The following is a 25,500-nucleotide window of genomic DNA, read 5'->3' as shown; positions in this document are numbered from 1 at the left end:
GTTCTGATGGATCAGCGATCGGACACGAGCCCCGTCCACGACCGCGAGGCGCTCGGCTATCTCCCGCTCGAAAGCTACGCCGCGATCGGCGACGGGCGGAGCGTCGCGCTGATCGGCATCGACGGCTCGATCGACTGGTGGTGCGTGCCCAATCTCGACACGCCGCCGATGTTCGACCGGCTTCTCGCGGAGCAATCCGGCGGCTGCTTCGGCCTGACGCCGGACGAGCCCTTCGAGGCGGAGCGGACCTATCTCGAAGGCTCGAACGTCCTTCAGACCACCTTCGTCACGATGAGCGGCCGGGCGCGCGTCACGGAATCGCTGAACAGCGGCACGGCCGGACGGTTGCCCTGGTGCGAGCTCGCCCGCCGTGTCGAAGGCCTGGAGGGCCGGGTGCGGTTCCGGATGCAGTTGCGTTTCGGCACCCGCGCCGACACGATCTGCCCCTTCCTGTCGCGCAACGACAATGCCACGACCTTCCACGCCGGCAGCGTCATCGGGCTCTTGCGCTACAGCGACGGCGTGAGGCTCGATACGGAGACGGACGAGCGGATCGACGGAACGATCGAGGTCGGCCCCGGCGAACGGCAGGTCGTCGCGATTCTCGCGGGCGAGGACGAGCCGCTGGTGGCGGAAGCGGCCGAGACGATCGACCAGCGCATCGACACCACCGATGCCGAATGGCGCGAGTGGAGCGGCAACATGCGCTATGGCGGGGCCTATCGCCCGCTCGTCCTGCGCTCGGCGCTGGCGCTGAAGCTCCTCCTCTATTCCCCGACCGGTGCCATCGCCGCGGCTGCCACGACCTCCCTGCCGGAAGGGATCGGCAACACCAAGAACTACGATTACCGCTATGCCTGGGTCCGCGACGCCTCCTACACGATCAAGGCCTTCATGCGGATCGGCTCGATGGCGGAGGCGAAAGCCGCCTTCACCTGGCTGATCAAGCGGCTCGACGAGCATGGCGCGAAGGTCTGCTACCGTCTCGACGGACGCCTCCTCGACGAGATGCGCGAGGTCGATCTGCCGGGCTATCGGGGTTCGCGCCCCGTCGTCGCGGGCAACCAGGCCGCCGACCAGCACCAGCACGGCATCTACGGCGACATCCTCGAGACCGCGGCGCGCTTCGTCGCGGCGGGCCATGTGCTCGACCCGAAAAGCGCCGCCACGCTGGCGCGCACCGCCGACGAATGCGCCGAGCGTTGGCGCCGGAAGGATTGCGGCATCTGGGAGCTCGAGGAGCGCGAGCACTACACGATGTCGAAGATCTCGGCCTGGCAGGCGCTGGCGCGGGCGGTGGACCTCGCCGACGGCGGCCACATTCCCGGCACCAGCCGCGAGCGCTGGGTGCGCGCGCGCGATCGGATCATCGACTGGATCAATGAAAACTGCTGGTCGGAGCGGCTTCAGTCCTACGTCTTCTTTCCCGGGTCCGACCGGATCGACGCCTCGCTGGCGCTGGCCGTGCGCTTCGGGTTCGACGGCAAGGATCGGCTGGAGAAGACGCTGCGCGCGATCGACCGCGAGCTTCGACGGGGCGAGCTTCACTTTCGCTACAACGGCGTCGAGAGCGACGAGGGCTGCTTCCTCGCCTGCTCCTTCTGGGTGATCGAGGGGCTGGCGCTGCTCGGCCATGCCGAGGAGGCCAAGGCGCGCTTCGAGGCGCTGTTGCGCATCGTCGACAAGGGACCGGGCATCCTGCCGGAGATGATGGATCCCCGCGATTTCAGCTTTCTCGGCAACATGCCGCAGGGCCTGACGCATCTCGCCCTGATCCAGACGGCGGCGACCCTGTCCGGCGAGCCGGTGTGAACGGCGGGGCATCCGCTTCCCCGCCGAACCGAGGTCGCACGCGCGCTTCACCAAATCGTCCGGCGGTGTCGACTTCGCCATGATCGCGGTCTAACGGACGTCCTCCCGATTCATGAAGGGGCGGCTCTCCAGGCGCCGCCAGATGCGATGACGATCCGGACCATTCCCGGCGGCCTCCTCGCCGCGCTTTTCTTCTGCGTCTTCCTGGCGATCGCGCCGCGGGGCTTGGCGCAGGAGGCCGTGCCGAACCCGGTGGCGGTGCTCGACCTGCAGGCAGAGGCGCTGAAGGCGATCAGCGCCGAGGCCGACCGCGCCACGACGGCCGAGCAGAAGGTCGACCTGCGCGATCGCGGCATCGTCGTCGGAACGACCGCCAATGCCACGGTCGCGCTGCTCGAGCCGCAGCTCGCCCAGCTCGACCAGCGGATCGCCGAACTCGGCGAGCCGAGCGAAGGCGAGGCCGGCGACGTGAAGGCCCAGCGCGCCGAGCTCCAGGGCGAGCGCGACACCGTGGACTCGGCGATCAAGCGGGGCCGGCTGCTGGCCGCCGACGCCAAGGAGATGATCGACCGGATGATCCGGGAGATCAACGTCGCCTTCAGCCGCGACACGTTCCAGCAGGTCGCCTCACCGCTGTCGCCCCGCCTCTGGTCGGACGTGGCCGACCGCTTTCCCGACGACTGGGCGCGGTTCGGGGACTTCGTCACCGATCAGGTCCTGCGCATTCCGGGCGAAGGCACGGTGCAGCGCTACGTGGTGCTGCTGGCGAGCCTCCTGGCGGCCTGGCTCCTCGTCGGACCGGCGCGGCGACGCCTCCGGCATATGGGCCGGACCTTCGCCCTGCAGCAGACGGCCGGCACGCGCGCGCGCCGCTCGGCCCTGGCGGTCTGGTTCGTGGTGGTGGGGACCGCGACCTCCGCGCTCGCCTGTCTCGTCCTCTATCTCGCGATGAACTGGGCGAACATCCTGACGCGCGGCACGCGTCCGCTCGCCGAGACGATGATGATCACGGCCTCGATCGGCGCCTTCATCATCTCGCTCGGCGCGGCGCTCCTTCTGGTCGGCCAATCCTCCTGGCGCCTCCTGCCGATCTCGGACGAAGCGGCGAGAAAGCTGCGGTCCTTTCCCCCGCTCGGCGCGCTCCTGACCTTTCTCGGCGTCTTCCTCGTCGAGGGCGGCCGTTCGATCGGCGTCAGCCGGGCCGCGGCGATCCTGGGCAACTACATCGTCGCCTTCACCTATTGCGGGTTGATCATCGCGATCCTCGTCAGCCTCGGTCGCCTGCGCCGGAGCCATCCGGAGGATGCGAACCGCGAGCCGAACGTGCGCACCACGATCGTGACGCTCGCCACCATCCTCGCCTGGATCGCCGTCGCCGTGTCGATCGGCGCGGCCCTCCAGGGCTACGTCAACATCGCGCTCTTCCTCAGCCGCCAGACGATCTGGACCGCGATCGTCGCCTCGACCGCCTATCTGCTCCTGATCGTCGTCGACGATCTCTGCACGACCTTCCTGTCGCCGAACAGCCGACTCGGCCGCTCGCTCCATTCCGGACTCGGCCTGCGCAAGTCTCAGGTCGGGCAGCTCGGCGTCGTCACATCGGCGTTGCTGCGCATCGGCATTCTGGTCCTGGCCGCGCTCCTCCTCACCGGACCGCTCGGACCCGGCGCGACGTCGCTCTTCTACCAGTTCGGCTCGACCGCCGAGATCAGCATCGGCGGCGTCACGCTCGTGCCCGGCGCGATCCTGAAGGCGGTGATCGCGCTCGTCGTCGGCATCCTGTTGATGCGGGCGGTGCGCAGCTGGCTCGACGAGCGCTACCTTCCGGCCACGGACCTCGATCCCGGCGCGCGCAACTCGGTTTCCACCATCGTCAGCTATGTCGGCTTCATCCTTGCCGGCTTCTGGGCGCTGACCCTCCTCGGCATCGGCGTCGAACGGATCGCGCTCGTCGTCTCGGCCCTCTCGGTCGGCATCGGCTTCGGCCTCCAGGCGATCACGCAGAACTTCATCTCGGGGCTGATCCTCCTTGCCGAGCGACCCGTGAAGATCGGCGACACCGTGCGCATCGGCACGGACGAAGGTGACGTGAAGCGCATCAGCGTGCGCTCCACCGAGATCCAGATCGCCGACCGCTCGACGCTGATCGTGCCGAATTCGGAGCTGATCACGAAGTCGATCCGCAACATGACGCTCGCCAATCCGCTGGGGCGCATCCAGATCAACTTCGCCGCGCCCCTCGACGTCGACGTGGCGGCGGTGAAGGCGGCGCTGCTGGAGGTCTATGCCGGGCACAATGCGGTGCTGCCGGAACCCGCGCCCTCGATCTTCATCGATGGGATCGAGGGCGGTCAGGTGGCGTTCAAGTCCTTCGCCTTCGTGTCCGGACCCCGCGCCGTCTATGCGACGCGGAGCGCCGTCCTGTTCTCGCTCCTGGAGCGGCTGCGCAAGGACGGCATTCCGCTCGTCGCGCAGGCGTGACCGACCGCGCGGGCCGAGGCGATCGAGGACGGCGGCGAGGACGGCGGCGAGGGCGACGAGTGGCGGATCAGCCGGCCTTGCGCGTCACGTGGAGCGCGCCGTCGTCGCGCGCCTCGGCCCGTATGTCGACATAGCTCGGCGTCATCGGGTGCCCGGTTTCGATCGTGTGGGTGTGGGTCGCGGTGATGACGAGAACGGCCGCGCCCGCCGCGACGCCGCCAGCGATGCCGGCCAGCGCATCCTCGCAGACGAGGCAGTTCTCGGCGCGATAGCCGAGGCGCTCGGCGGCGAGCTGGAAGCAGTCGGGCGCGGGCTTGCCGCGCGAGACGTCCTCGGCGGTGACGAGCACGGCGGGCGGCCGGAGGCCGGCGACGGCAAGCCGACGTTCGGCGAGCGCGCGGGGCGCGGAGGTGACGATCGCCCAGCGCTCCGAGGGCAGGCTCGCGACGAAGGCGAGCGCGCCGTCGATCGGCGCGACGCCGCCGGTATCGGCGATCTCGGCGGCGAGAAGCGCATCGGCCTCCGCCTGCGCATCCACGCCGGGCAGGCCGAGCCGGCGGATCGTGTCGATTGCCCGCACGCCGTGGATCGTCGGCATCAGCGTCTCGACGTCGAGCCCATGGCTGCGGCCCCAGGCCTCCCAGACGCGCGTCGTCGCCTCGATGGAGGTGATGAGCGTTCCGTCCATGTCGAAGAGAATGGCATCGAAGATCCGTTCGCCGAAGAGGGCGTGGCTCGTCGAGGGGCCTGTCGGGGAGGGGCCTGTCGGGGAAGGGCCTGTCGGGGAAGGGCCTGTCGGGGAAGGGGTTGTGGCGTTCGTCATGGGTCTCGTCTCGCAGGTCCGGCGCACCGGCGCGCTGCGCCGGGGCCGTTCGAAGGGGGAAGGCTCGGGCAAGGCCCGTCGCGGAGGGGCTCGGGGACGAAGCGTCCCAAGGTCACCGCACTCAATCTTCGGGCTGGAACTCGCGGGGCAGGTCGCCATGGCGTGCAAGGATCACCGGATCCTCCAGCACCTCCCCGGTGTCGGGATCGATCGTCTGCGTGAGGGCGACGACCCCGGCCATCCGGGCCGCATCGCGCTCGGCCCGCGCCAGCGCCTCCGCCGCCGTCTTGAACTCCATCGCACGTCCGGCGACGAGCTTCTTGCCCATGCGCTCGAACTGCTGGACGATGTGGAGAATCTTTTCGGCCATCGATCTGTCCCGGCGGATTGTTCCCCGGGCTTAAAGCACCCGCACGCCTTCGAGGCCAGCGCCATCGTCGCCCCGGCCGGCTTCCCCGGCCGTCGCACACGACATCGGTCCTTGCCTCGGCCGTGGGAATCAGCCCCGGCGCGACAGATCGGCGAGCGGCACGAGGAGTTCGTAGACGAAGCCCTCGGCCGGATAGTCGAGGCGGATCGAGCCGCCGGTCGCGCCGGAGAGGCCCCGCTCGACGAGTCGGGTGCCGAAGCCGCGCCGGCTCGGCCGGGCGACCGGCGGCCCGCCCGTCTCGCGCCAGCACAGACGGAACATCGAAACGCCCGCAGCCTCTGCGTCCGCGTCCCCGTCCCCGTTGGCGTCCGGAGCCGGGGCCGCGCAGGTCGACCACGAAATGGCGATGCGACCGTTCTCGGAGGAGAGGGCGCCGTATTTGGCCGCATTGGTGGCGAGTTCGTGAAGGATCAGCGCCAGCGACAGCGCGACCGGCGCGGCGACGCGCAGCGCGGGCCCGTCGCGCAGGATCCGGTTCTGGCCGTCGTCATGGAGGGCGAGGGCGCCCTCGATGATGGCGCGGGCATCGGCATCCTCCGCTTCGCCGGACACGAGGACGTCGTGGGCGCGACCGAGGGCATCGAGGCGCTGCGTCAGCGACGAGCGCGCCGTTTCGAGGTCCGGCGCGTTGCGCAGCGTCTGCCCGACGATGGCCTGCATCATCGCCTGGTTGTTCTTCAGGCGATGGCCGAGCTCGCGATGCAGAAGCCGCCGCTGCTCCTCGGCTCGCAGCCGCGCGATCGCCGATTGCGTGCGGTCCGCCACGTTGCGCACGAAGGCGAGTTCCGCTTCGAGCCACGTCCGCGGCCGATCGTGATGGACGAAGACCACGAGAACCAACCGCCCGAGCTCGATCACGGGGAGGTTGACGAGAACGCGGATCCCGATCCCGGCGAGCGCCTCGGCATTCCCCGCCGTCCGGGGATCGGTCGCGACGTCCGAGATGATCACGGTTTCGCCGCGCTTCAGATCGTCGACGAAGGAGCCGTAGTCGCGAAAGCGATGGAAGCCGGCGATGCTGGACATGCCCGGCGCGCGCCAATCCCGCTGCAGGACGACCGTCTCGTGAAGGGGATCCACGAGGCCGAAGCCCGCCCGCGTGGCGCCGAGAACCTTCGCCAGGATCTCGGCCGCGACATAGGCGATCTCGCCGACATTCTCGCGATCGCGAAGGCGATCGCCGAGCTCCAGCAAGGCGGATTTGCGGGCATCGGAGGCCTTGCGCTGGCTGATGTCGAGCGCGACGCCGGAGCAGCGCACGGGCTTTCCGCCGGCGTCGCGCTCGCAGCGCCCCCGGGACAGGATCCAGACGGTCGCGCCGTCCGGCCCTTTGATCCGAACCTCGTGGGAGAAGGCGCCGCTGCCCTCGATCGCATCGCGGATGGCCATTGCGACGGACGGTCGGTCGTCCGGATGCACCGCATCGGCATAGGCGGCGCGCGGCAGGCCGATGGCCGCCCGATCGGGATCGACGCCGAAGAGGCGGGCGAAGCCGGCGCTCGCCCGGCACCGGTCCGCGGCAATGTCCCAATCCCACCAACCGACGGCATCGGCCGCCTCGAAGGTCAGCGCCAGCCGCTCCTCGGCGAGACGCGCCGCGGCGCAAGCCTGGAACAGGCGGTTCTCCAGATCGGCGCCTGCGGCCGGCCAGGACCGGAACCGGTCGGGCACGGGTCCGCGAAAACCGGTGACGTCGCGGTCCGGTCCGTCGTCGTTCGAGGCGCTGGTTTCGCTGCTCACCGGCCGTATGGTTCCCTTCGAAGAAAACCTTACGTCGGGTCTCGGCCGCTCGACAACGTCGCAAGATGTAGCCGGGTGCAGAGATTGCGAAAGCGGTGCAAGAGGTGCATTTTCGGAGCGGAACCATGATCTTCGCATCGGTGCTGCGATCGGCCCCCGGCAGACCGTCCGGCAGCCGATTCACCAAGTCGTACTGGACATCGGCGCTCTTTCGGGGCTCGTGTCTGAACCGCGCGCAAGCCGCCCGGCCGCCGGATCGCAGATCCCCGGTTCGTCCTTTTCTCGCTCCGGCGCGTCCATGTGCCACGTCGCTTTCCAACCCAAGGACTTCCCGATTTGACGCAGACCATCCTCATCACCGGCACCACGGCCGGTTTCGGCGCGGCGACCGCCCGGCGATTCACGGCCGCCGGCTGGCAGGTCATCGGAACGGGCCGCCGCGTCGACCGGCTGGAGGCGCTCGCGAGCGAACTCGGTTCGAGCTTCCATCCGCTCGCCTTCGACATCACCGATGCCGAGGCCACGCAGGCCGCGCTTGCGAGCCTTCCCGAGCGTTTCGCCGGAATCGACGTTCTCGTGAACAATGCCGGCCTGGCGCTCGGCACCGCGCCCGCGGACCAGACCGATCTCAAGCAGTGGCGCACGATGATCGACACGAACGTGACGGGCCTCGTCACGATCACGCACCATCTCCTGCCCAGGCTGATCGAGCGGCGCGGGGCGATCCTCAACATTTCCTCGGTCGCGGCGAGCTGGCCCTATCCCGGCGGCAACGTCTACGGCGGCACCAAGGCCTTCGTGCGCCAGTTCTCCCTCGGCCTTCGAGCCGATCTCCACGGGAAAGGCGTGCGCGTCACCTCGATCGAGCCCGGCCTGTGCGAAAGCGAGTTCACGCTGGTGCGCACCGGCGGCAACCAGGAAGCCTACGACAAGCTCTATGGCGGCGCCCACGCGCTGCAGCCGGAGAACATCGCCGAGACGATCTTCTGGGTGGCGACGCAGCCGCCGCATGTCAATGTCAACAGCCTCGAGATCATGCCCGTCAGCCAGAGCTTCGGGCCGTTCCCGGTGCATCGCGAGAGCTGATCGCCAGACGCCGAGATCGCCGGGGTCCGCCTCGGCGATCGCCGGGAAGCCGGCGCTGGACACGAAAAAGCCGCCGGGCGTTTCCGCCGGCGGCTCCGCGTCTTTTTTCAAAGAGTCTCAAGGCCTTCTCAACTCACCTCGCCAGTACATCCGTGGTCGGACGAGCCGCGAAGGCCGGGACGGCGAGGGGCCTGGATGTCTCCGACCAGCCTCGCGTTCCTGAGAGATGGATACGACCTCCACCTTGTGCAAGGCTGGAGCGTCGCTTTTTTGTTAACCGGTTCCTTTGACGCCGGCCGCGACGTCGCGGCGGCTTTCGGCGGCGGCGGACTGGTTGGCGACATCCGCCGTCTGTTCCATGGGCGTCGGCTTGCCGCCTGTCGGCTCCGGCGCGTCGCCGAGGCGAGCGGGCTTTAGACCGGTGTCGCCATCGCCGAGCGTCGAGGAGGCGGCATCGCGGCCGAGGTCGTCCCGGCGGGTCTCGTCCGTGTTGGACATGGGTTTCTCCTTTGCGGTCAAGGCTCTGGAGAAAAAGCACGCGGCGATGCGATGGTTCCCGTCAGGAGCCGTGCTCGACCGTCGACTTCAGGCCCGCCAGAGCCTCGCGCACATAGGCACCCACCGCCTTGATGCCGGCCGCCTCGTTCAGCTCCGGCGGCGGATCGTTGTTCGGCCAGCCGCGATAGAAGGCGGCCCGCCATTCCACGAGCGCGGTGCCCGGCGCCTTGCCGGGCTTCACGGTGAGGTAGGACGAATAGGTCGAGACCGGCAGCACCTTCAGATCCATGTGCGGGACGAGCGTCGCGAACATGTGCTTCTCCTCGTCGAAGCGATACAGCGTCTCGGCCATCTCGCCGCCGGTCTTCAGTGTGACGAGGCGCGCGGTGTCGAGGACGTTGCCGGGCACGGTGTCCACCGAGGCGACGAGCGGGTTCCAGGACAGATCGTCGAAGTTCTTCACCCGCTCCCAGACCGTCTCCGGCGACGCGGCCACCTCGATCGTTTCGGTGAGCTTGGCGCGCGTCGGCGCGTGCTGGGCGAGGGCGGAGGCGGGCAGAAGAAGCAGAAGGACTGCCAGCAGGAATCGGTTCAAGGGTCGGTCCTCACGGTCATGGCCGGACGACCCTCTCCCTGCTTTTCGGCCGCAAGAGGGCGGCCTTCCCTTCCAAGCTCACCACCCGCTTGCGCCCGGTTCCCGAGCCGGGACCGGCGTCCACACCGGGTCAGCAAACGAGGTTCTCCGGCCGCTCGCCCTTCAGCACCGCGGCGATCCCGTCGAGGGCGAGGAAGCCCATGGCGTCGCGGGCCGTCTCGGTGGCGCTGCCGAGATGGGGCAGGAGCACGGCGTTCTCGAGGTCGAGATAGCCGGGGTGAAGCTTCGGCTCGCCCGTGAAGACGTCGAGGCCGGCGGCGGCGAGGCGGCCCGAGGCGAGCGCTGCGATCAGCGCTTCGTCATCGACGAGCGTGCCGCGCGCGGCGTTGACGACGATGGCACGGGGCGGAAGCTTGGCGATGCGCTCGGCGTTCAGCCAGTTCTTTGTTTCGACCGAGGCCGGCGCGTTCAGCGACAGGATGTCGGACACGGCGAGGAGGCTGTCGTCGCTCTCATGGAAGATCGCGCCCTCCTCCAGGTCGGGGGCGAGGCGCGAGCGGTTGCGGTAGTGCACCTCCATGGAGAAGCCACGCGCCATCCGCGCGACCTCGCGGCCGATGCGGCCCATGCCGTAGATGCCGAGGCGGCGGCCGGAGACCTGCGTCCCGATCAGCTGGGTCGGCGCCCAACCCGTCCAGGCGCCCGCGCGCAGGATTCGCTCGGCCTCGCCGGCGCGCCTGGCGGCGGCGAGCATCAGGAGCATCGTGATCTCGGCGGTGGCCAGCGACAGGACGTCCGGCGTGTTGCAGACGGCGATGCCGCGCGCGGCCAGCGCCTTCGTGTCGAGATGGTCGGTGCCGACGGAAAAGGTGCCGACGACCTTCACGCTGTCCGGCAGACGTGCGGCGACATCGGCGTCGATCCGGTCTCCGGGCGCGCAGAGCACCGCGTCGGCGCCCGCCGCGCGCTCGATCAGCGCATCGGCGGAGAGAACGGCGTCGTCGGTGCGCAGAACCGCATCGAATTCGGCGGCGCAACGGGCTTCGACGGCCGGCGGGAGGCGGCGCGTCACGATCAGTCGGTGCATGCGAAGTCCTTCGTAGAGAAACAGCTGCGGCCGGAAGCGTGCGGCAAGACGGCAGGGAACGGCAAGCTCCGGCCGCGCCTTCGGCGGCCGGGGGGGTCGCGCCGGTTCAGGCGATCTGGAATTCCGGGTCGATCGGGATCTGCAGGGCGGTCACGAGGGCGTTGGTCTGAGAGGCCATCGCGATCACGGAGAGAAGCTCGCCGTGCTGTTCGTCCGTCATGCCCTTGGCGCGGGCGGCGACCGTGTGGGAGTGCACGCAGTAGCCGCAGCCGTTGGCGGTGGAGACGGCGATGTAGATCAGTTCACGCGTCAAGGGATCGAGGCTGCCGGGCGACATCATCACCAGCTTCAGCTGCTCCCAGGTCCGCTCGAGCACGGCGGGCTGGTTGGCGAGACCGCGCCAGAACCGGTTCACGAAATCGGAGCCGCGCACGGCGCGAATGTCGTCGAAGATCGCCTTGACGCGCGGGTCGGATGCGACCTCCTCGTCGGTCCAAAGCTTCACGGTCGCCATCGTTCACCTTTCGCGGAGACGGAAAAGATTCGCGTCAGTCCTACAGGATCGCAAGCCCGGCCGCATCCGTCATGGCGGCCCGCCCGGACGGTCCGGCGCGCGACGTCGCTCGCAGCGAGGAAGCGTTTTCGTGTCATTGCCGCGCCAAGCGGGCGATCCGGGGTCGCACCGAGGGGCAAAGCGCATTAAATGATGAAAACGCACATGACGTGAAAAGGGATGAGACGATGGGCACCAGATCCAAGCTCGAACAGTTGCGCGAGATGACGACGGTCGTCGCCGACACCGGCGACATCGAAGCCGTCCGCACGCTGAAGCCGGTCGATTGCACGACCAATCCGACGATCGTCCTGAAGGCGCTGGGAACGCCGGCCTTCGACGATGCCTTCGCCGAGGCGCTGGCCTGGGGCGCCAAGAAGGGCGGCGAGAAGACGGCGGTCGCCAATGCCGTCTCGGATCGGCTGGCCGTCTCCGTCGGCTCGGCGCTCGCCGCTCTCGTTCCCGGGCGCGTGTCGACCGAGGTCGATGCCGATCTCTCCTTCGACGTCGAGGGTTCGCTGAAGCGGGCTCGCGCCATCATCGCCGACTACGAGGAGCGCGGCGTCGGCCGCGAGCGCATCCTCATCAAGCTCGCCGCGACCTGGGAGGGCATCCGCACCGCCGAGGTTCTCCAGAAGGAGGGCATCGACACCAATCTCACCCTGATCTTCTCGCTGGCCCAGGCCATTGCCTGTGCCGATGCCGGCGTCTTCCTGATCTCGCCCTTCGTCGGCCGCATCATGGACTGGCATGCCAAATCGACCGGCAAGACCTACGGCCCCGAGGACGATCCGGGCGTTCTGTCGGTGCGCTCGATCTACGACTACTACAAGTCGAACGGCATCAAGACCGTCGTGATGGGCGCATCCTTCCGCAATGCCGGCGAGATCGAGGCGCTGGCGGGTTGCGACCGGCTGACGATCTCGCCGAACCTTCTGTCGGAGCTCGACGCGGCGACCGGAACGCTGGAGCGCAAGCTCAGCCCTGAGCGCGCCGTCAAGGCCGATCCGATGGTGGTCGACGAGAAGACCTTCCGCTGGATGATGAACGACGACGCCATGGCGACCGAGAAGCTCTCGGAGGGCATCCGCTCCTTCGCCAAGGACCTGACCTCCCTGCGCACGCTCGTCGCCAAGCGCATGGAAGAGGGCTCCTCGCGCGCCGCCGCCTGACGGCCGGACCGTCGGCGGACGATCGTGGGAAGGGGTGGTGCGGCGAGGCCGCGCTGCCCCTTCGCCGTTTTGGGCGGGAGGCCGGATCGCTCCGCGGCCGACGTCGCGATCGCGGCGGCGGCGAGCGCGGACCATCGGGACCGTCAAAGCGTCGCAGGGGCCGGTGGGCTGGCCAATCGGCCTCTCCGCCATACTCTTAGCGGTGGGCGTGCCGCCGATCCGTCCGGCGTCCCCGATCCTTCCGGCATGCCGCGCGATGCGAGCCTCTCGGCCGCCTCGCCGATGCCGATCAGACCTCGACCCTTCAGGAGACGACCATGACCGCCCGGATGATCACGACGCTCGGCGCCTTCGCGCTTCTGGCGCTCAGCGCCGCCCCGTCCCTCGCGCAGGACAACCCGCTTGCCGCCGATCCGCCGGCGCGCGGCGACAGCTCGACCATCGTCGTCGGCTCCGCCGACTTCCCCGAAAGCCAGCTCCTCGCCACGATCTACGCCAAGGCTCTCGGCGCCAAGGGCATCACGACCGAGGTGCGCGCCAGCATCGGCAGCCGCGAGGTCTACATGCCGGCCCTGCTCGACGGCTCGATCGACCTCCTGCCGGAATATGCGGGCGCGGCCCTGAGCTATCTCGACAAGACCGCGACCGCCCATTCGCCCGCCGACGTCGCGGTGGCGCTGAAGGCGGCTCTTCCCGAGGGCGTGTCCATGCTGACGCCGTCCGCCGCGCAGGATGCGGACGCCGTCGTCGTCACAAGCGCGACCGCCGAGAAGTATAAGCTGAAGACCATCGCCGATCTCGCGCCGGTCGCGGGCGAGATGGTGCTGGGCGGCCCGCCGGAGTGGAAGACGCGCAAGGAGGGCGTGGTCGGGCTGAAGGAGGTCTACGGTCTTGAATTCCAGTCGTTCCGGGCGCTCGATGTCGGCGGCCCGCTGACCGTCTCGGCTCTGTCCAACGGACAGGTGCAGGCCGCCAATCTCTTCTCGACCGATCCCGCCATGGCGGCCAACGACTTCGTCGCGCTGGAGGACGTGAAGAATCTCTTCCCCGCTCAGAACGTCGTGCCCGTGATCGCGACGCCGAAGGCGAGCGAGGCGGTCACCACGACGCTCGACGCCGTTTCGGCCGCGCTGACGACGGAGGATCTCATCAAGATGAACGGCCGCCTCGCCGCGCAGGAGAGCTACGACGTGGTGGCCGAGGACTTCCTGAAGGAGAAGGGCCTCAACTGAAGGCGCGTCGTCGCGCCCCTTCCAGGCCTTTCGACCCTGATGTCGGCGGTGGATGCGCGAGGCATCCACCGCCGTTTTCGTTCGAGCGGGCGTTCCGGCCCCCGGCAGGCCGGACGGCCGCTGACGGGTTCACGCGATCTCCACGAGAAAGGCGCCTGCCGCGTCCGCCGGGATGGAGACGCCGAGCGCGCCCGGTCCTTCGACGAGGATCGCGTCCCGCGCTTGGAGCGTGCGCTCCTCGCGGCCGTCGGAGATCGAGAGCGTGCCGCGTGCGACGATCAACGTCCAGCCGGAGACCGTTTCCACGCGCTGCGCCGTCGCGGCCTCCAGCCGCGTCACGGCGTGCGTTCGGACCCCGCGCCGCGTCATGACGTTGAGATCGGTGATCGCCCCGTCCTCCAGCCGCGCGCTCGTCGCGGCATCCGCGGGAAAGGCGAGCGGCGCGTCGGCCACCGTGAGGCGATGGCGGCCGAGGCCCTCGATGTCGAGCACCAGGCCGCAGCCGTCGAGGATCGCCAGCGTGCGGTCGACGCCGGGAAAGCGGGAGAAGGGTCCGTCCGAGGCAACGGTCGCCATCGAGACGCGCCACTCGAAGACGTCGAGGCCGGCGCCGTGCGGATGGACCGCGATCTCGATCGTCTCGCCTCCGCCGTTCTTCCAGGGCATCCGGCGGTGGGCGGCGGCGGGAAGGACGTGCATGGCGAGGCCTATCGCCCGAGGATCGCCGGCAGGTTCAACCCCTGCTCCCGCGCGCAGTCGATCGCCTCCTCGTAGCCGGCATCCGCATGCCGCATGACGCCGGTCGCCGGATCGTTCCAGAGGACGCGCTCGAGGCGGCGGGCGGCGTCGTCGGTGCCGTCGGCGCAGACCACCATGCCGGAATGCTGGGAGAATCCCATGCCGACGCCGCCGCCATGGTGCAGCGAAACCCAGGTCGCGCCCGATGCGGTGTTGAGGAGCGCGTTGAGGAGCGGCCAGTCGGAGACGGCGTCGGAGCCGTCCTTCATGGCCTCGGTCTCGCGGTTCGGCGAGGCGACGGACCCGCTGTCCAGGTGATCGCGGCCGATGACGACCGGCGCGGAGAGCTCTCCCGTCCGCACCATCTCGTTGAAGGCGAGGCCGAGCCGGTGGCGGTCGCCCAGACCGACCCAGCAGATGCGCGCGGGCAGGCCCTGGAAGGCGATGCGCTCGCGGGCCATGTCGAGCCACCGGTGAAGATGGGTGTTGCCGGGGGTGAGCTCCTTCACCTTGGCGTCGGTCTTGTAGATGTCCTCGGGATCGCCGGACAGCGCCGCCCAGCGGAAGGGGCCGATTCCCCGGCAGAACAGCGGGCGGATATAGGCCGGCACGAAGCCCGGGAAATCGAAGGCGTTCTCCAGACCCTCGTCCTTGGCGACCTGCCTTATGTTGTTGCCGTAGTCGAAGGTCGGGACGCCCTGGTTGCGAAAGGCGATCATCGCCTCGACATGCCGGCGCATCGAGGCCCGCGCCGCCGCTTCCACGGCCTTGGGATCGCTTTCGCGCTTCGCCTTCCACTCGGCGATCGACCAGCCGACCGGCAGGTAGCCGTTGATCGGGTCGTGCGCGGAGGTCTGGTCGGTGACCATGTCCGGCCGGATGCCGCGCTTCACCATTTCGGGCAGGATCTCCGCGGCATTGCCGAGGAGGCCGACGGATTTGGCATCGCCGGCCTTCGTCCAGGCCTCGATCATCGCCATGGCCTCGTCGAGCGTCTCGGCCTTCTCGTCGACATAGCGGGTGCGCAGGCGGAACTCGATCGAGTCCGGATTGCACTCGATGGCGAGGCAGGACGCGCCCGCCATGACGGCGGCCAGCGGCTGCGCGCCGCCCATGCCGCCCAGCCCGCCGGTCAGCACCCAGCGGCCCTTGAGATCGCCGCCGTAATGTTGGCGTCCGGCCTCCACGAAGGTCTCGTAGGTGCCCTGAACGATTCCTTGCGTGCCGATATAGATCCAGGAGCCGGCGGTCATCTGGCCGTACATGGCCAGGCCCTTTTTATCCAATTCGTTGAAATGGTCCCAGGTCGCCCAGTGCGGCACGAGGTTGGAGTTCGCGATGAGGACGCGCGGCGCGTCCTTGTGGGTGCGGAAGACGCCGACCGGCTTGCCCGACTGGACGAGCAGCGTCTCCTCCTCGGACAATTCGCGGAGCGCGGCGACGATCCGGTCGAAATCGTCCCAGGTGCGCGCCGCGCGGCCGATGCCGCCGTAGACGACGAGCTCGTTCGGGTTCTCCGCGACCTCCGGGTCGAGATTGTTCATCAGCATGCGCAGCGGCGCCTCGGTCGTCCAGTGCCGGGCGGTGAGTTCGCTCCCCCGGGCGGCGCGGACGGTGCGGGCGTTGTGGCGGCGATCGATCGGCGTCATCGGGCGGGACCTTCGAAGGAATGGGCGGGAGCGGCGGCGGCGAGGTCGGGGGCAAGGGCTTCGAGGGTGGCGAGGAGCGGCCCGAGCACGGCGCGAAGCCGCTCCGCCTTGGCCCCGTCATAGGCGAAGGGCGGCGCCTCGCTCGCCAGATAGGCGCTCTGCGCGATCTCCATCTGGATCGCATGGACGCCGGACGCGGGCCGGCCGTAATGGCGCGTCGTCCAGCCGCCCTTGAAGCGGCCGTCGAGCACGGACGTGTAGCCGCGCGCGGCGCGGCAGGCCTGGATGGTCGCGGCTTCGACGCGGGGATCGCAGGTCGTGCCGCCGGCCGTGCCGACGTTGAGATCGGGCAGCGTGCCCTCGAAGAGAAAGGGCACCACCGAACGGATCGAATGGCAGTCGTAGAGGATCGCCGTGCCGTGCATCGCCTTCACGCGGTCGATCTCGGCGGCGAGCGCGGCGTGATAGGGGGCATGGTAGGCGGCCAGCCGCTCCGCGATGTCGCGAGGAGTCGGGCCCTTGCCGTCCCGCCAGATCGGCTGGTCGTCGAAATCGGTCTCGGGAACGAGGGAGGTCGTGTTCTGGCCGGGATAGAGGCTGACGCCGTCGGGGTCGCGATTGGCGTCCACGACGTAGCGGTGGAAGGTCGCGCGCACGATCGTCGCCTCCGGCAGAAGCCCGTCATAGAGCCGCTCGATGTGCCAGTCCGTGTCGCGAAGGCGAAGACCCTCGTCGTTGAGGCGCGCGGCGATCTCCGGCGGCAGATCCGTGCCGGTGTGGGGCAGGCCGAGGATCACGGGCGAAGCGCCTCGCCGAACTTCGAACGGGCTCATCGGCGGATTTCCTCGCCCTTGAAGTAGCGGGCCTGAAGCGGGTTGAAGCCGATGCGATAGACGAGCTCGGCGGGGCTCTCGATGTCCCAGACCGCGAGGTCGGCCGACTTGCCGACCTCGATCGTGCCGGTCTCGGCGAGAAGGCCGAGCGCGCGGGCGGCCTCCCGCGTGACCCCGGCGATGCACTCCTCGACCGTCATGCGGAAGAGCGTCGCGCCCATGTTCATCGTGAGGAGGAGCGAGGTCAGCGGCGAGGTGCCGGGATTGCAGTCGGTGGCGAGCGCCATCCGCGTTCCCGCCGCGCGGAAAGCCTCGATCGGCGGCAGCCGGGTTTCCCGAATGAAGTAATAGGCGCCGGGCAGAAGCACCGCGACCGTGCCGGCCTTGGCCATCGCCGCCGCGTCCTCCGCCGTCGCATATTCCAGGTGATCGGCCGACAGGGCCTCGAAGCGTGCGGCCAAAGCCGCGCCGCCGGCATGCGACAGCTGCTCGGCATGGAGCTTCACGGGAAGGCCGAGGGCCTTGGCCGCGGAAAAGACCGGCTCCATCTCCTCGGCGGAGAAGGCGATGCCCTCGCAGAAGCCGTCGACGGCATCGACGAGGCCGAGGGCGGCGGCGCGTTGAAGGCCGGGGATCGCGACCTCCGCGAGATAGGCGGCGTTGCGCCCCTTGTGGTCGGGGGGGGTGGCATGAGCGCCGAGCCAGCTCGTCACGATCCGCACGCTGCGGTGCTGCCCGAGGCGTCTCGCCGCGGCCAGCATGGCGATCTCAGTCTCGACGTCGAGCCCGTAGCCGGACTTGATCTCCACCGTGGACGTGCCCTCGGCCAGGAGCGCGTCGAGGCGGGGGAGCGCGGAGGCGACGAGGTCGTCGACGGAGGAGGCCCGCGTCGCGGCGATGGACGAGACGATGCCGCCGCCGGCCCTGGCGATCTCCTCGTAGCTCGCGCCCGCGAGCCGCATCTCGAACTCCTTCGCGCGGTTGCCGCCATGGACGATGTGCGTGTGGCAGTCGATCGGGGCCGGCGTCACCCAGCGGCCGCCGAGATCGACCGTCTCCGCCTCCCGTCCCGCCTCGGCCGAGAGCCCGTCCGCCGCGCCGGCATAGAGGATGCGTCCGCCCTCGACGAGGATCGCGCCGGCCTCGACGATGCCGAGGCCGGGCCGGGAGGGGGCGAGCGTCGCCAGGCGGAGGTTCATCAGGAGGGTTTTCATGCTGACGTCTCCTCAGCGGGCCGGCGCGGGATCGAGGATCCGGGCGTCGCGCGGCTCATGCTGCGAGCCGCCGGAGCGTCTTCAGGAAGGCGGCATCCACCGCCGCATCGGCTGCATGGCGGCCCTCCCGGACGACGAAGCGCCCGCCGACGAGGACGTCGCGGATGCTCTCGCGACCGAGGGCGAAGAGCCAGCGATCGAGGATCGCGTCGCCCTTGGCGGTGGCGATGTAGGGATTGGCGCCGTCGAGGACGACGAGGTCGGCTGGCGCGCCCGGCCGCAGCCCGAACGCCGCCGTGCCGGTCGCCGCCGCGCCGCCTTCGAGCGCGGCGTCGAGCAGCGTTCGGCCGACCGAGGCGCCGGGGCCGCTCGCGAGGCGCGACCGCCGACGATCGCGCAGGCGCTGTCCGTATTCCAGAAGCCGCAATTCTTCTGCGACGTCGGTCGCGACATGGCTGTCCGTGCCGATGCCGAAGCGGCCGCCGAAGCCGCGATAGTCGGTGGCGGGGAAGATGCCGTCGCCGAGATTGGCCTCCGTCGCCGGACAAAGGCCTGCCGTCGCGCCGGATGAGGCCAGCGCCTCGGTCTCGGCCGGCGTCATGTGGGTCGCATGGATCGCGCACCAGCGCGCGTCCACCGGCATCTCGCCGAGGAGCCATTCCACGGGCCGGCGGCCGCTCCAGGCGAGACAGGCCTCGACCTCGCGTTCCTGCTCGGCGACGTGGATGTGGATCGGGCCGCCGGTGCGCTCGTGGGCGAGGATCGCGCGCATCTCGTCCGGCGTGGCGGCGCGCAGCGAGTGGACGGCGAGCCCGAGCCGGGCGCCCGACGCCGCGGTCGCGGGGGCGAGGCGCTCCAGAAGCGCGAGGAAGCCGTCGACGTCATGGAGGAAGGGGCGCTGGCCGTCGCCCGGCGCCGCGCCGCCGAAGTCGGAATGAGCATAGAAGACCGGCAGGTGCGTGAGGCCGATGCCGGCCGTTCGCGCCGCCGCCAGGATGCGCAGCGAGGTTTCCGCGGGATCGGCATAGGGCGTGCCGCCCGCGGCGTGGTGGAGGTAGTGGAACTCGGCAACGCGGGAGAATCCACCCTTCAGCATCTCGACATAGAGCTTGGCGGCGATCGCCTCGATGTCGTCGGGGGTCATGCGGCCGACCGTGCGGTACATCTCCGTCCGCCAGGTCCAGAAACTGTCCTCGCCGCTGCCCGCCGTCTCGGCGAGGCCGGCCATGGCGCGCTGGAAGGCGTGCGAATGGAGGTTGGCGAGGGCCGGCACGACGGGGCCGGCCAGTCGCTCGCCGCCGGCCTGCGTCGCCCCGGTCTCGATGCGGGCGATGACGCCCTCGTCGTCGAGCCGGATCGCGACGTCGCTCGCCCAGCCGCCGGGAAGGAGCGCCATCGGACAGAACAGGGTTCGCGCTGACGGTGTCATGCCGGCTCCCGCAAGTTATCTATACAACATCCTCCAATCCATGGTCTGATGCAAGCGGCGGACGGGATCCCACCGCCGGGCAGGGCGGATGGGACAGGTCATCGGGCCGCGGGAGGCAGGGATGTCACGAGCAAACGAGGAGCCGCCGGACGCCGGAGCCGTCGCGCCGCAGGGCGAGCCGCTCTATGCGCGGCTGAAGCATTATGTCCGGAGCCGCGTCGAAGCGGGCGAATGGACGGTGGGGCAGCGCGTGCCGTCCGAGAACGAACTCGTCGACCTCCTCGGCGTCAGCCGGATGACGGCGAACCGGGCGCTGCGCGAGCTCGCCGAGGAAGGCCTCGTCGTTCGCGTTCGGGGCAAGGGCTCGTTCGTCGCCGCGCGCAAGCGGAGCTCGCAGTTCCAGTCCGTGCCGAACATCGCCGACGAGATCGGGGAGCGGGGCGGGCGGCACGGCGTCACCCTGGTGCTCCTGCAGATCGAAACGGCGGGCCCGGAGCTGTCGGAAGCGCTCGCTCTCGCCCTCGGAGACCCGGCCTTCCACTCGATCCTCGTCCATCTCGAGGACGATCTGCCGATCCAGCTGGAAGATCGCTTCGTGAGACCCGCGGCCGCGCCGGACTATATCGACCAGCCCTTCCGGGAGATCACGCCGAACGCCTATCTGTCCCGCGTCGCTCCGATCGTCCGGGCCGAGCAGCAGATCGAGGCCGTCCTTGCCGCGCCCTGGGAGGCCCGCCTCCTCGGCATCGCGCGGACCGAGCCGTGCCTCCTCGTGCGGCGCCGCACCTTCGCGCAGGGCGGCGTGGTCTCCTCGGTCCGGCTGCTCTATCCCGGCAGCCGCTACCGGCTGGACAGCGCGTCCTGAGCGCGACCGAGCCTGTATGGACAACCAAGCCCCGCGAGGCTCATTTCTTCTTGACGTCGCCGGCGTCGATCGCCGCCGTGGTGCGGGGCCGGTTGGCCGCGATGTGGCTGTGATAGCCCTTGGCGAGACCGAGAAGGCCGGTCAGCGGCGTGTAGCCCACCTGCGTCTCCACGAGCACCAGGGAATCGTTGATCGCCACGATCGGAAGCTTCGTCGTGGGGATCGCGGCGTCGGTGAGCGCCGTCATCGGCGAGATCGGATAGGTCCAGTCGACCTTCGGTCCGTTCTTGGTCATGAGGATGCTGCTCACGCGGAACTTCACGCCGGTGTTGGTGGCCGGAAGCATCCGGACGAACATCGCGTAGGTCGTGTCGAGAAAGGCCTTGGAGACGTCGTTGCGGCGCGAGACGATGTCGGCCACGGTGAAGGTCGCCGATTCCGCCCGGTACGAATCCCGCGCCATTCCGAAGACCGTGAAGCTTCCGAAGAGCAGGACCAGGATCACCGGGGCGATCATCGCGAACTCGATCGTGGAGACGCCGCGTCGGGACCGCCAGAATTCGCCCTGCCGGGGGGACGAGAGACGGCGCAGGAGACGGATCACGCGCTTGGCTCGTTCATGTAGGCCGAGGCCGAGCGCAGGCTGTAGCCGCCGTTGCCGTCCTTCGGCAGTTCCAGCGCGAAGCCGAGCCCCGGCGTCACGGGATCGCTGACGATGCAGGCCCGCACATACATGATCGAGCCGCGCTGTCCGGGATTGTAGGAGACGGTCGGCTGGATCCTCAGTCCGCGATCGACGCACGGCATGCCCGAGGTGGGGAAATCCGAGACGCTCTCGATCTTCGTCATCTCGACGGTGATGACGGAGAGGCAGTCGGTGACGAGCATCATTCCGTCGCAGATCGCCTTCTTCATGTCCTGCTGCGTGGCCGGCGCACCGGCCGCGGCGACGCGGACCATGCGGACGGCGCGGTTGACGGCGCGGTCGAGCAGGATCGATTTCGTCATGTAGAGGCCGCCCTCCAGGCAGGACAGGCTCATCGACAGGAAGATCGGCGCGATGATCGCGAATTCGAGCGCCGCGGCGCCGGATCTGGATGCGCGAAAGGAGCGCAGCATCGCTAGCGGACCAGCCGGATCTTCTGCATCGACGTCGCGATGGACTCGAACGCCGAGGCCATGTCGAGCCCGTCCACCTTGTAGGCGAAGGAGGGATCGCTGGCGCATTCCGCGATCGTCTTGGCCACCGCCGTGCTGACCTTGAAGGCGATGGTGAAGATGATGATGCCCTCCTTCTTCGAATAATCGCAGACCTTCTTGTAGAAGGAGGCGGACTCACCTTCGGAATAGACGACCTTCTGGATGTTGCCGGTGATGTTCTGCTTGGTGTTCACGTAGAGGTCCGACGGCGCCTTCGGCCGCGGCTGGAAGCCGATCTGCCCGTCGGTCATCAGCACGATGAACTTCTGCGTGTCGGCATCGTCGAAATCGGCGGGGCGGTTCGTCATGCCGGCCGGGATCTTGGCAGCTCCCGCCGCGGCGACGGCGGCGATCGGCTTGCGCATGCCCGGATTGAGAAGGAGTTCGGCCCATTTCATGCCATAGGCCGTTCCCGTCCCGTCATAGGGATCGAGCGCGTCGATCTTCTTCTTCAGGAGATCGAGATCGTTGGTCATGTAGGTGACGGCCGCCGCGTCGACCGGGCACCACCAGGGCTTCTTGCCCGCGGCGCTGATGTTGTAGACCGAGAAATGCGGCGCCTGATCGAGCGTCTTGAAGTTCGGGATTCCCTCCTGGAAATCGGAGGCGTTCATTTCGAAGCAGGACGAGTAGCAGTGGTTGCGCCGGGTATAGGGCGAGTTCGAGGCGTGCGTGCAGACGCCGGTCGACTTGGCCTCCGCTTCGGTCTTGTCCTTCTGGAGAATGAAACCCGAAATGGCGTTGAAGGCGTCGTAGCCGAGATTGACCGTCCCGGCGAAGGGCACGATGTTGACCGAGGTGACCGGCCGCAGCTCCTCCTTCAGGACGATGTCAAGAAACGCCTTGGCCGCCGGCTTCAGCTGGTTGATGCCGCCATTGTCGTACATGGAGCCGGAAATATCGAGCACCATGGACAGCTCGATGTTGGAGCGCGCCTCCTGAGCCGAGGACGTCGCCTCGACCGGCATCTTCTTGACGCCGGCCATCTTGAGGAAGCCCGGTGCGTAATCGATCGTCGCGGAGGCCTCGACCTTCCGGAAGTTCAGCTTGTCCTCGTATTTCAGCGTGAGCGCGGCCGTGCTCCCCTGGGAGACATTGGCGAGATAGCTCTTGATGAGGGCGCGCGGCTCTTCCGTCTGCTTCAGCGATGCCGCGGCGAGCACGCCACGATCCAGCGCATCCTGCAGGGCGATCCGGATCTGCTCCTGGCGGACCATATCGATCGCACCACCGGCCAACAGCACCATCGGGACGATCATGACGGCGGTCAGGATCGGGATGTTAGCCCGGGTTTCCTGTAGAAAACGCTTCAAATGGGACTGGATGCGCCACATGTCTTGCCCGTTCTAGTAAGTAGAACTGACTAGACGGCGACCGTCTTAAAGTCTCGTAAAGTTCCCGCGGAAACTCTGAAGCGCTTAGCGTTTCAGCCTTTCGAAATACGGTCGAGCGAACGCATATCGTCTTCGGGCCACAGGGCGGCCACAGGGGCGGTCACGGGCCGGGGCAGGACATCCCGGCCTCAGCGCGGGATGTCCAAGGGCGCGGCCCTCAGATGGCGGATGATGGCGGAGAAGTCCTCGCCGCCGTGTCCGGCTCCGTCGAAGGCGGCGTAGATCGCCTCGGCCCTTTGTCCCATCGGCGTCGCGGCGCCGCTGTCGCGCGCCGCCTCCTGCGACAGGCGCAGGTCCTTCAGCATCAAAGCCGTCGCAAATCCCGGGCGATAGTCGTTGTTGGCGGGGGAGGCGGGTACGGGGCCGGGCACCGGGCAATAGCTCGTCAGCGACCAGCACTGGCCGGAGGAGGTCGAGGCGACGTCGAACAAGGCCTCGTGGGACAGGCCGAGCTTCTCGGCGAGGACGAAGGCTTCGGCCACGCCCACCATCGAGACGCCGAGGATCATGTTGTTGCAGATCTTGGCGGCCTGCCCGGTGCCGGCCTCGCCGCAATGAACGACGCGACCTCCCATGATCTCGAAGAGCGGCCGGCCGCTCGCGAACGCCGTCTCGCTGCCGCCGACCATGAAGGTCAGCGTTCCCGCCTCCGCGCCCTTCGTGCCGCCCGAGACCGGGGCATCCAGCGAGAGGAGCCCGGCGGTTGCGGCGATCTCATGCGCGCGGCGGGCGCTTGCCACGTCCACCGTGGAGCAGTCGACGAGGAGCGTTCCCGGCTTGAGATGCGGCACCGCCGCCTCGAAGGCGGCGACGACATGAACGCCGGCCGGCAGCATGGTGATCACGACATCCGCGCCGGACAGCGCCTCCAGCGGGGATGCGGCGATCGCGATGCCGGCCTTTCCCGCGGCATCGCGCATAGCCTCGACGAGATCGTAGCCCGCGACGTCGTGGCCGGCGCGCACGAGATTCGATGCCATCGGGCGACCCATATGGCCGAGGCCGAAAAAGGCGATGCGGTTGCGTGTCATGGCGGGCTCTCCGGGCGGGCGGCGGCGAAGCGTCTCAACGCGAGGCGCGGCGGATCATCTCTGCGGCTTTTTCCGCAATCATCAGCGTCGGCGAATTGGTGTTGCCCGACACGATGGTCGGCATGATCGAGGCGTCCGCGACGCGCAGGTTGGCGATGCCGCGCACCCGAAGCTCGGTGTCGACCACGGAGCCGGGATCGGCGCCCATGCGGCAGGTGCCGGCGGGGTGGAAGATCGTCGTGCCGATCGCGCCTGCCGCTTCCACCAGTTCCTCCTCGCTCTGATAGGCGGGGCCCGGCTTGAACTCCTCCGGCCGGTAAGGGCGGAGCGGCGCCTGCTCGACGATGCGGCGGGTCAGCCTGATGGCGTCGGCCGCGACGCGTCGGTCGGCCTCGGCGGCGAGATAGTTCGGGCGGATCGCGGGCTGGCGGCGGTGGTCCGGGTCGAGGCCGTGGACGCTGCCCCGGCTCTGCGGGCGCAGGTTGCAGACGCTGGCGGTGAAGGCGGGGAAGAGGTGCACGCCCTCGCCGAACTTCTCCAGGCTCAGCGGCTGGACGTGGTACTGGAGATTGGCCGTCTCGAAGGACGGATCGGACTTGGTGAAGACGCCGAGCTGGCTCGGCGCCATCGACATCGGGCCGGAGCGCGACAGCGCGTATTCCAGCGCGATCGTCGCCTTGCCGAAAGCCGAGTTCGCCCGCTCGTTCAAGGTGCGGATGCCGGTGACCTTGTAGGCGCAGCGCAGCTGCAGGTGATCCTGCAGGTTCTCGCCGACGTCGCGGCTCTCGTGGAGGACGGGAATGCCCGCCGCCTGCAGGACTTCGCCCCGCCCGATGCCGGACAGTTCCAGGATGTGCGGCGAGCCGATCGCGCCCGCGCAGAGCACCGTCTCGCGGCGGCAGCGCACGGTCTTCACCTCGCCCGCCACCTCGAACTCGACGCCCGCGACCGCGCGGTTCTCGATGATGAGGCGGCGCACATGGGCGGAGGTGACCACGGTGAGGTTCCGCCGGTTCCTCGCGGGCTTCAGAAAGGCCTTCACCGCGTTCCAGCGCACGCCGCGCCGCTGGTTCACCTTGAAATAGGAGGAGCCCTCGTTGTCGCCGCGGTTGAAATCCTCGATGCGGGGAATGCCGGCGGCTTCCGCAGCGGCCTGGAAGGCTTCGAGGATGTCCCAGTGGAGGCGCTGCGATTCCACCCGCCACTCGCCGCCGACGCCGTGCATCTCGTCCGCGCCGGCCGCGTTGTCCTCCGAGCGCTTGAAGATCGGGAGGACGTCGTCCCAGCCCCAGCCCTCGCAGCCCATCTGCCGCCAGCCGTCGTAGTCCCGCGCCTGGCCGCGCATGTAGATCATGCCGTTGATCGAGGAGCAGCCGCCGAGCACCTTGCCGCGGGGATAGGCGAGCGCCCGCCCGCCGAGGCGCGCTTCCGCATCGGTCGAAAAGCACCAGTCGGTGCGGGGATTTCCGATGCAGTAGAGATAGCCGACGGGGATGTGGATCCAGGCGTAGTTGTCGCGCCCGCCGGCCTCCAGCAGGAGAACCGACCGGTCGGGGTCGGCCGACAGGCGATTGGCGATGACGCAGCCGGCCGTGCCGCCGCCGACGACGATGTGATCGTAATGCGTGTCCACCGCGA

At 69.0% G+C, this 25,500-nt stretch carries 23 protein-coding genes; 6 read left to right on the top strand and 17 right to left on the bottom strand.

The window, feature by feature from the left end; all coding sequences use genetic code 11:
- Positions 1–6 precede the first annotated feature (6 nt).
- Positions 7–1,812: a glycoside hydrolase family 15 protein gene (locus tag ASG43_RS14210; protein ID WP_056506194.1), complete on the top strand. Its 1,806-nt coding sequence runs from the start codon at positions 7–9 to the stop codon at positions 1,810–1,812.
- Between the two features lie 147 nt (positions 1,813–1,959).
- Complete coding sequence (locus ASG43_RS14205) at positions 1,960–4,293, top strand: DUF3772 domain-containing protein (protein WP_056506191.1); 2,334 nt, start codon at positions 1,960–1,962, stop codon at positions 4,291–4,293.
- Between the two features lie 67 nt (positions 4,294–4,360).
- Here ASG43_RS14205 and ASG43_RS14200 read toward each other — a convergent pair whose 3' ends face one another.
- From ASG43_RS14200 to ASG43_RS14190, 3 genes are all read right to left on the bottom strand, one after another.
- Positions 4,361–5,116: an HAD-IA family hydrolase gene (locus ASG43_RS14200; RefSeq protein WP_082490916.1), complete on the bottom strand. Its 756-nt coding sequence runs from the start codon at positions 5,114–5,116 to the stop codon at positions 4,361–4,363.
- Between the two features lie 121 nt (positions 5,117–5,237).
- A complete protein-coding gene (locus ASG43_RS14195; protein WP_056506185.1) occupies positions 5,238–5,486 on the bottom strand; it encodes a hypothetical protein in 249 nt (82 codons plus the stop codon).
- Positions 5,487–5,615: 129 nt separating this feature from the next.
- Positions 5,616–7,286: an HWE histidine kinase domain-containing protein gene (locus ASG43_RS14190; protein ID WP_056506182.1), complete on the bottom strand. Its 1,671-nt coding sequence runs from the start codon at positions 7,284–7,286 to the stop codon at positions 5,616–5,618.
- A 336-nt stretch (positions 7,287–7,622) separates the two neighbouring features.
- Between ASG43_RS14190 and ASG43_RS14185 the strand changes: the two genes are divergently transcribed.
- Positions 7,623–8,372, top strand: a complete 750-nt coding sequence (locus tag ASG43_RS14185; RefSeq protein WP_056506181.1) for an SDR family NAD(P)-dependent oxidoreductase — start codon at positions 7,623–7,625, stop codon at positions 8,370–8,372.
- Positions 8,373–8,645: 273 nt separating this feature from the next.
- Here ASG43_RS14185 and ASG43_RS14180 read toward each other — a convergent pair whose 3' ends face one another.
- The 4 genes from ASG43_RS14180 to ASG43_RS14165 all read right to left on the bottom strand — a co-directional run bounded on the left by ASG43_RS14180 (position 8,646) and on the right by ASG43_RS14165 (position 11,066).
- A complete protein-coding gene (locus tag ASG43_RS14180; RefSeq protein WP_056506178.1) occupies positions 8,646–8,870 on the bottom strand; it encodes a hypothetical protein in 225 nt (74 codons plus the stop codon).
- 61 nt (positions 8,871–8,931) lie between these two features.
- Positions 8,932–9,465 (bottom strand): SRPBCC family protein, encoded by a 534-nt coding sequence (locus tag ASG43_RS14175; RefSeq protein ID WP_056506175.1) that lies wholly within the window; start codon positions 9,463–9,465, stop codon positions 8,932–8,934.
- A 130-nt stretch (positions 9,466–9,595) separates the two neighbouring features.
- The gene (locus tag ASG43_RS14170; protein ID WP_056506171.1) at positions 9,596–10,552 is read right to left on the bottom strand and encodes a D-glycerate dehydrogenase; all 957 of its coding nucleotides are present in this window, start codon (positions 10,550–10,552) and stop codon (positions 9,596–9,598) included.
- Positions 10,553–10,658: 106 nt separating this feature from the next.
- Positions 10,659–11,066, bottom strand: coding sequence for a carboxymuconolactone decarboxylase family protein (locus ASG43_RS14165; RefSeq protein WP_056506168.1), 408 nt, complete (start codon positions 11,064–11,066; stop codon positions 10,659–10,661).
- Positions 11,067–11,293: 227 nt separating this feature from the next.
- On the opposite strand from ASG43_RS14165, the gene tal reads away from it, so the two are divergent.
- Together tal and ASG43_RS14155 are read left to right on the top strand one after the other, a co-directional pair.
- Positions 11,294–12,277: a transaldolase gene (gene tal / locus ASG43_RS14160; RefSeq protein WP_056506166.1), complete on the top strand. Its 984-nt coding sequence runs from the start codon at positions 11,294–11,296 to the stop codon at positions 12,275–12,277.
- Between the two features lie 317 nt (positions 12,278–12,594).
- Positions 12,595–13,509 carry an ABC transporter substrate-binding protein gene (locus ASG43_RS14155; protein ID WP_056506163.1) on the top strand — a complete coding sequence of 305 codons (915 nt, stop codon included), beginning with the start codon at positions 12,595–12,597 and terminating at the stop codon, positions 13,507–13,509.
- A 129-nt stretch (positions 13,510–13,638) separates the two neighbouring features.
- On the opposite strand, the gene ASG43_RS14150 is transcribed toward ASG43_RS14155, so the two are convergent.
- From ASG43_RS14150 to hutF, 5 genes are read right to left on the bottom strand one after another with little or no spacing between them, the layout of a single operon-like run.
- The gene (locus ASG43_RS14150) at positions 13,639–14,208 is read right to left on the bottom strand and encodes a HutD family protein (RefSeq protein WP_056506161.1); all 570 of its coding nucleotides are present in this window, start codon (positions 14,206–14,208) and stop codon (positions 13,639–13,641) included.
- An 8-nt stretch (positions 14,209–14,216) separates the two neighbouring features.
- A complete protein-coding gene (hutU, locus tag ASG43_RS14145; RefSeq protein ID WP_056506158.1) occupies positions 14,217–15,896 on the bottom strand; it encodes a urocanate hydratase in 1,680 nt (559 codons plus the stop codon).
- Positions 15,893–16,729 (bottom strand): N-formylglutamate deformylase, encoded by an 837-nt coding sequence (gene hutG, locus ASG43_RS14140; protein WP_056506154.1) that lies wholly within the window; start codon positions 16,727–16,729, stop codon positions 15,893–15,895. The genes hutU and hutG overlap by 4 nt, the downstream gene beginning before the upstream one ends.
- Complete coding sequence (gene hutI, locus ASG43_RS14135; protein ID WP_056506150.1) at positions 16,726–17,943, bottom strand: imidazolonepropionase; 1,218 nt, start codon at positions 17,941–17,943, stop codon at positions 16,726–16,728. The genes hutG and hutI overlap by 4 nt, the downstream gene beginning before the upstream one ends.
- A gap of 55 nt (positions 17,944–17,998) precedes the next feature.
- On the bottom strand, positions 17,999–19,372 hold the full coding sequence (gene hutF / locus ASG43_RS14130) for a formimidoylglutamate deiminase (protein ID WP_056506148.1): 1,374 nt from the start codon (positions 19,370–19,372) through the stop codon (positions 17,999–18,001).
- A 121-nt stretch (positions 19,373–19,493) separates the two neighbouring features.
- Here hutF and hutC point away from each other — a divergent pair, with 121 nt between their 5' ends.
- Complete coding sequence (gene hutC / locus ASG43_RS14125) at positions 19,494–20,237, top strand: histidine utilization repressor (protein ID WP_056506724.1); 744 nt, start codon at positions 19,494–19,496, stop codon at positions 20,235–20,237.
- Positions 20,238–20,277: 40 nt separating this feature from the next.
- Here the strand turns inward: hutC and ASG43_RS14120 are convergent, their stop codons facing one another.
- The 5 genes from ASG43_RS14120 to ASG43_RS14100 all read right to left on the bottom strand — a co-directional run bounded on the left by ASG43_RS14120 (position 20,278) and on the right by ASG43_RS14100 (position 25,495).
- Entirely contained in the window at positions 20,278–20,841 is a 564-nt protein-coding gene (locus ASG43_RS14120) for a TadE/TadG family type IV pilus assembly protein (RefSeq protein ID WP_056506145.1), read from the bottom strand.
- On the bottom strand, positions 20,838–21,356 hold the full coding sequence (locus tag ASG43_RS14115; RefSeq protein ID WP_056506143.1) for a TadE/TadG family type IV pilus assembly protein: 519 nt from the start codon (positions 21,354–21,356) through the stop codon (positions 20,838–20,840). The genes ASG43_RS14120 and ASG43_RS14115 overlap by 4 nt, the downstream gene beginning before the upstream one ends.
- Positions 21,357–21,358: 2 nt before the next feature.
- A complete protein-coding gene (locus ASG43_RS14110; RefSeq protein WP_082490913.1) occupies positions 21,359–22,771 on the bottom strand; it encodes a TadE/TadG family type IV pilus assembly protein in 1,413 nt (470 codons plus the stop codon).
- A 188-nt stretch (positions 22,772–22,959) separates the two neighbouring features.
- Positions 22,960–23,862, bottom strand: coding sequence for a 3-hydroxyisobutyrate dehydrogenase (gene mmsB / locus ASG43_RS14105; protein ID WP_056506136.1), 903 nt, complete (start codon positions 23,860–23,862; stop codon positions 22,960–22,962).
- A 34-nt stretch (positions 23,863–23,896) separates the two neighbouring features.
- Positions 23,897–25,495 carry a GMC family oxidoreductase N-terminal domain-containing protein gene (locus ASG43_RS14100; protein WP_056506721.1) on the bottom strand — a complete coding sequence of 533 codons (1,599 nt, stop codon included), beginning with the start codon at positions 25,493–25,495 and terminating at the stop codon, positions 23,897–23,899.
- Positions 25,496–25,500 lie beyond the last annotated feature (5 nt).

This window comes from Aureimonas sp. Leaf454, from assembly GCF_001424685.1.
Lineage (GTDB): Bacteria > Pseudomonadota > Alphaproteobacteria > Rhizobiales > Rhizobiaceae > Plantimonas.
This window is presented reverse-complemented; position numbering and strand designations above follow the sequence as displayed.

Bases quoted from the DNA above. Each gene is read 5' to 3' on its own strand.
- ASG43_RS14210 (WP_056506194.1), top strand. From the start codon at position 7: ATGGATCAGCGATCGGACACGAGCCCCGTCCACGACCGCGAGGCGCTC.
- ASG43_RS14205 (WP_056506191.1), top strand. From the start codon at position 1,960: ATGACGATCCGGACCATTCCCGGCGGCCTCCTCGCCGCGCTTTTCTTC.
- ASG43_RS14200 (WP_082490916.1), bottom strand. From the start codon at position 5,116: ATGACGAACGCCACAACCCCTTCCCCGACAGGCCCTTCCCCGACAGGC.
- ASG43_RS14195 (WP_056506185.1), bottom strand. From the start codon at position 5,486: ATGGCCGAAAAGATTCTCCACATCGTCCAGCAGTTCGAGCGCATGGGC.
- ASG43_RS14180 (WP_056506178.1), bottom strand. From the start codon at position 8,870: ATGTCCAACACGGACGAGACCCGCCGGGACGACCTCGGCCGCGATGCC.
- ASG43_RS14170 (WP_056506171.1), bottom strand. From the start codon at position 10,552: ATGCACCGACTGATCGTGACGCGCCGCCTCCCGCCGGCCGTCGAAGCC.
- ASG43_RS14165 (WP_056506168.1), bottom strand. From the start codon at position 11,066: ATGGCGACCGTGAAGCTTTGGACCGACGAGGAGGTCGCATCCGACCCG.
- tal (WP_056506166.1), top strand. From the start codon at position 11,294: ATGGGCACCAGATCCAAGCTCGAACAGTTGCGCGAGATGACGACGGTC.
- ASG43_RS14155 (WP_056506163.1), top strand. From the start codon at position 12,595: ATGACCGCCCGGATGATCACGACGCTCGGCGCCTTCGCGCTTCTGGCG.
- ASG43_RS14150 (WP_056506161.1), bottom strand. From the start codon at position 14,208: ATGCACGTCCTTCCCGCCGCCGCCCACCGCCGGATGCCCTGGAAGAAC.
- hutU (WP_056506158.1), bottom strand. From the start codon at position 15,896: ATGACGCCGATCGATCGCCGCCACAACGCCCGCACCGTCCGCGCCGCC.
- hutG (WP_056506154.1), bottom strand. From the start codon at position 16,729: ATGAGCCCGTTCGAAGTTCGGCGAGGCGCTTCGCCCGTGATCCTCGGC.
- hutI (WP_056506150.1), bottom strand. From the start codon at position 17,943: ATGAAAACCCTCCTGATGAACCTCCGCCTGGCGACGCTCGCCCCCTCC.
- hutF (WP_056506148.1), bottom strand. From the start codon at position 19,372: ATGACACCGTCAGCGCGAACCCTGTTCTGTCCGATGGCGCTCCTTCCC.
- hutC (WP_056506724.1), top strand. From the start codon at position 19,494: ATGTCACGAGCAAACGAGGAGCCGCCGGACGCCGGAGCCGTCGCGCCG.
- ASG43_RS14115 (WP_056506143.1), bottom strand. From the start codon at position 21,356: ATGCTGCGCTCCTTTCGCGCATCCAGATCCGGCGCCGCGGCGCTCGAA.
- ASG43_RS14110 (WP_082490913.1), bottom strand. From the start codon at position 22,771: ATGTGGCGCATCCAGTCCCATTTGAAGCGTTTTCTACAGGAAACCCGG.
- mmsB (WP_056506136.1), bottom strand. From the start codon at position 23,862: ATGACACGCAACCGCATCGCCTTTTTCGGCCTCGGCCATATGGGTCGC.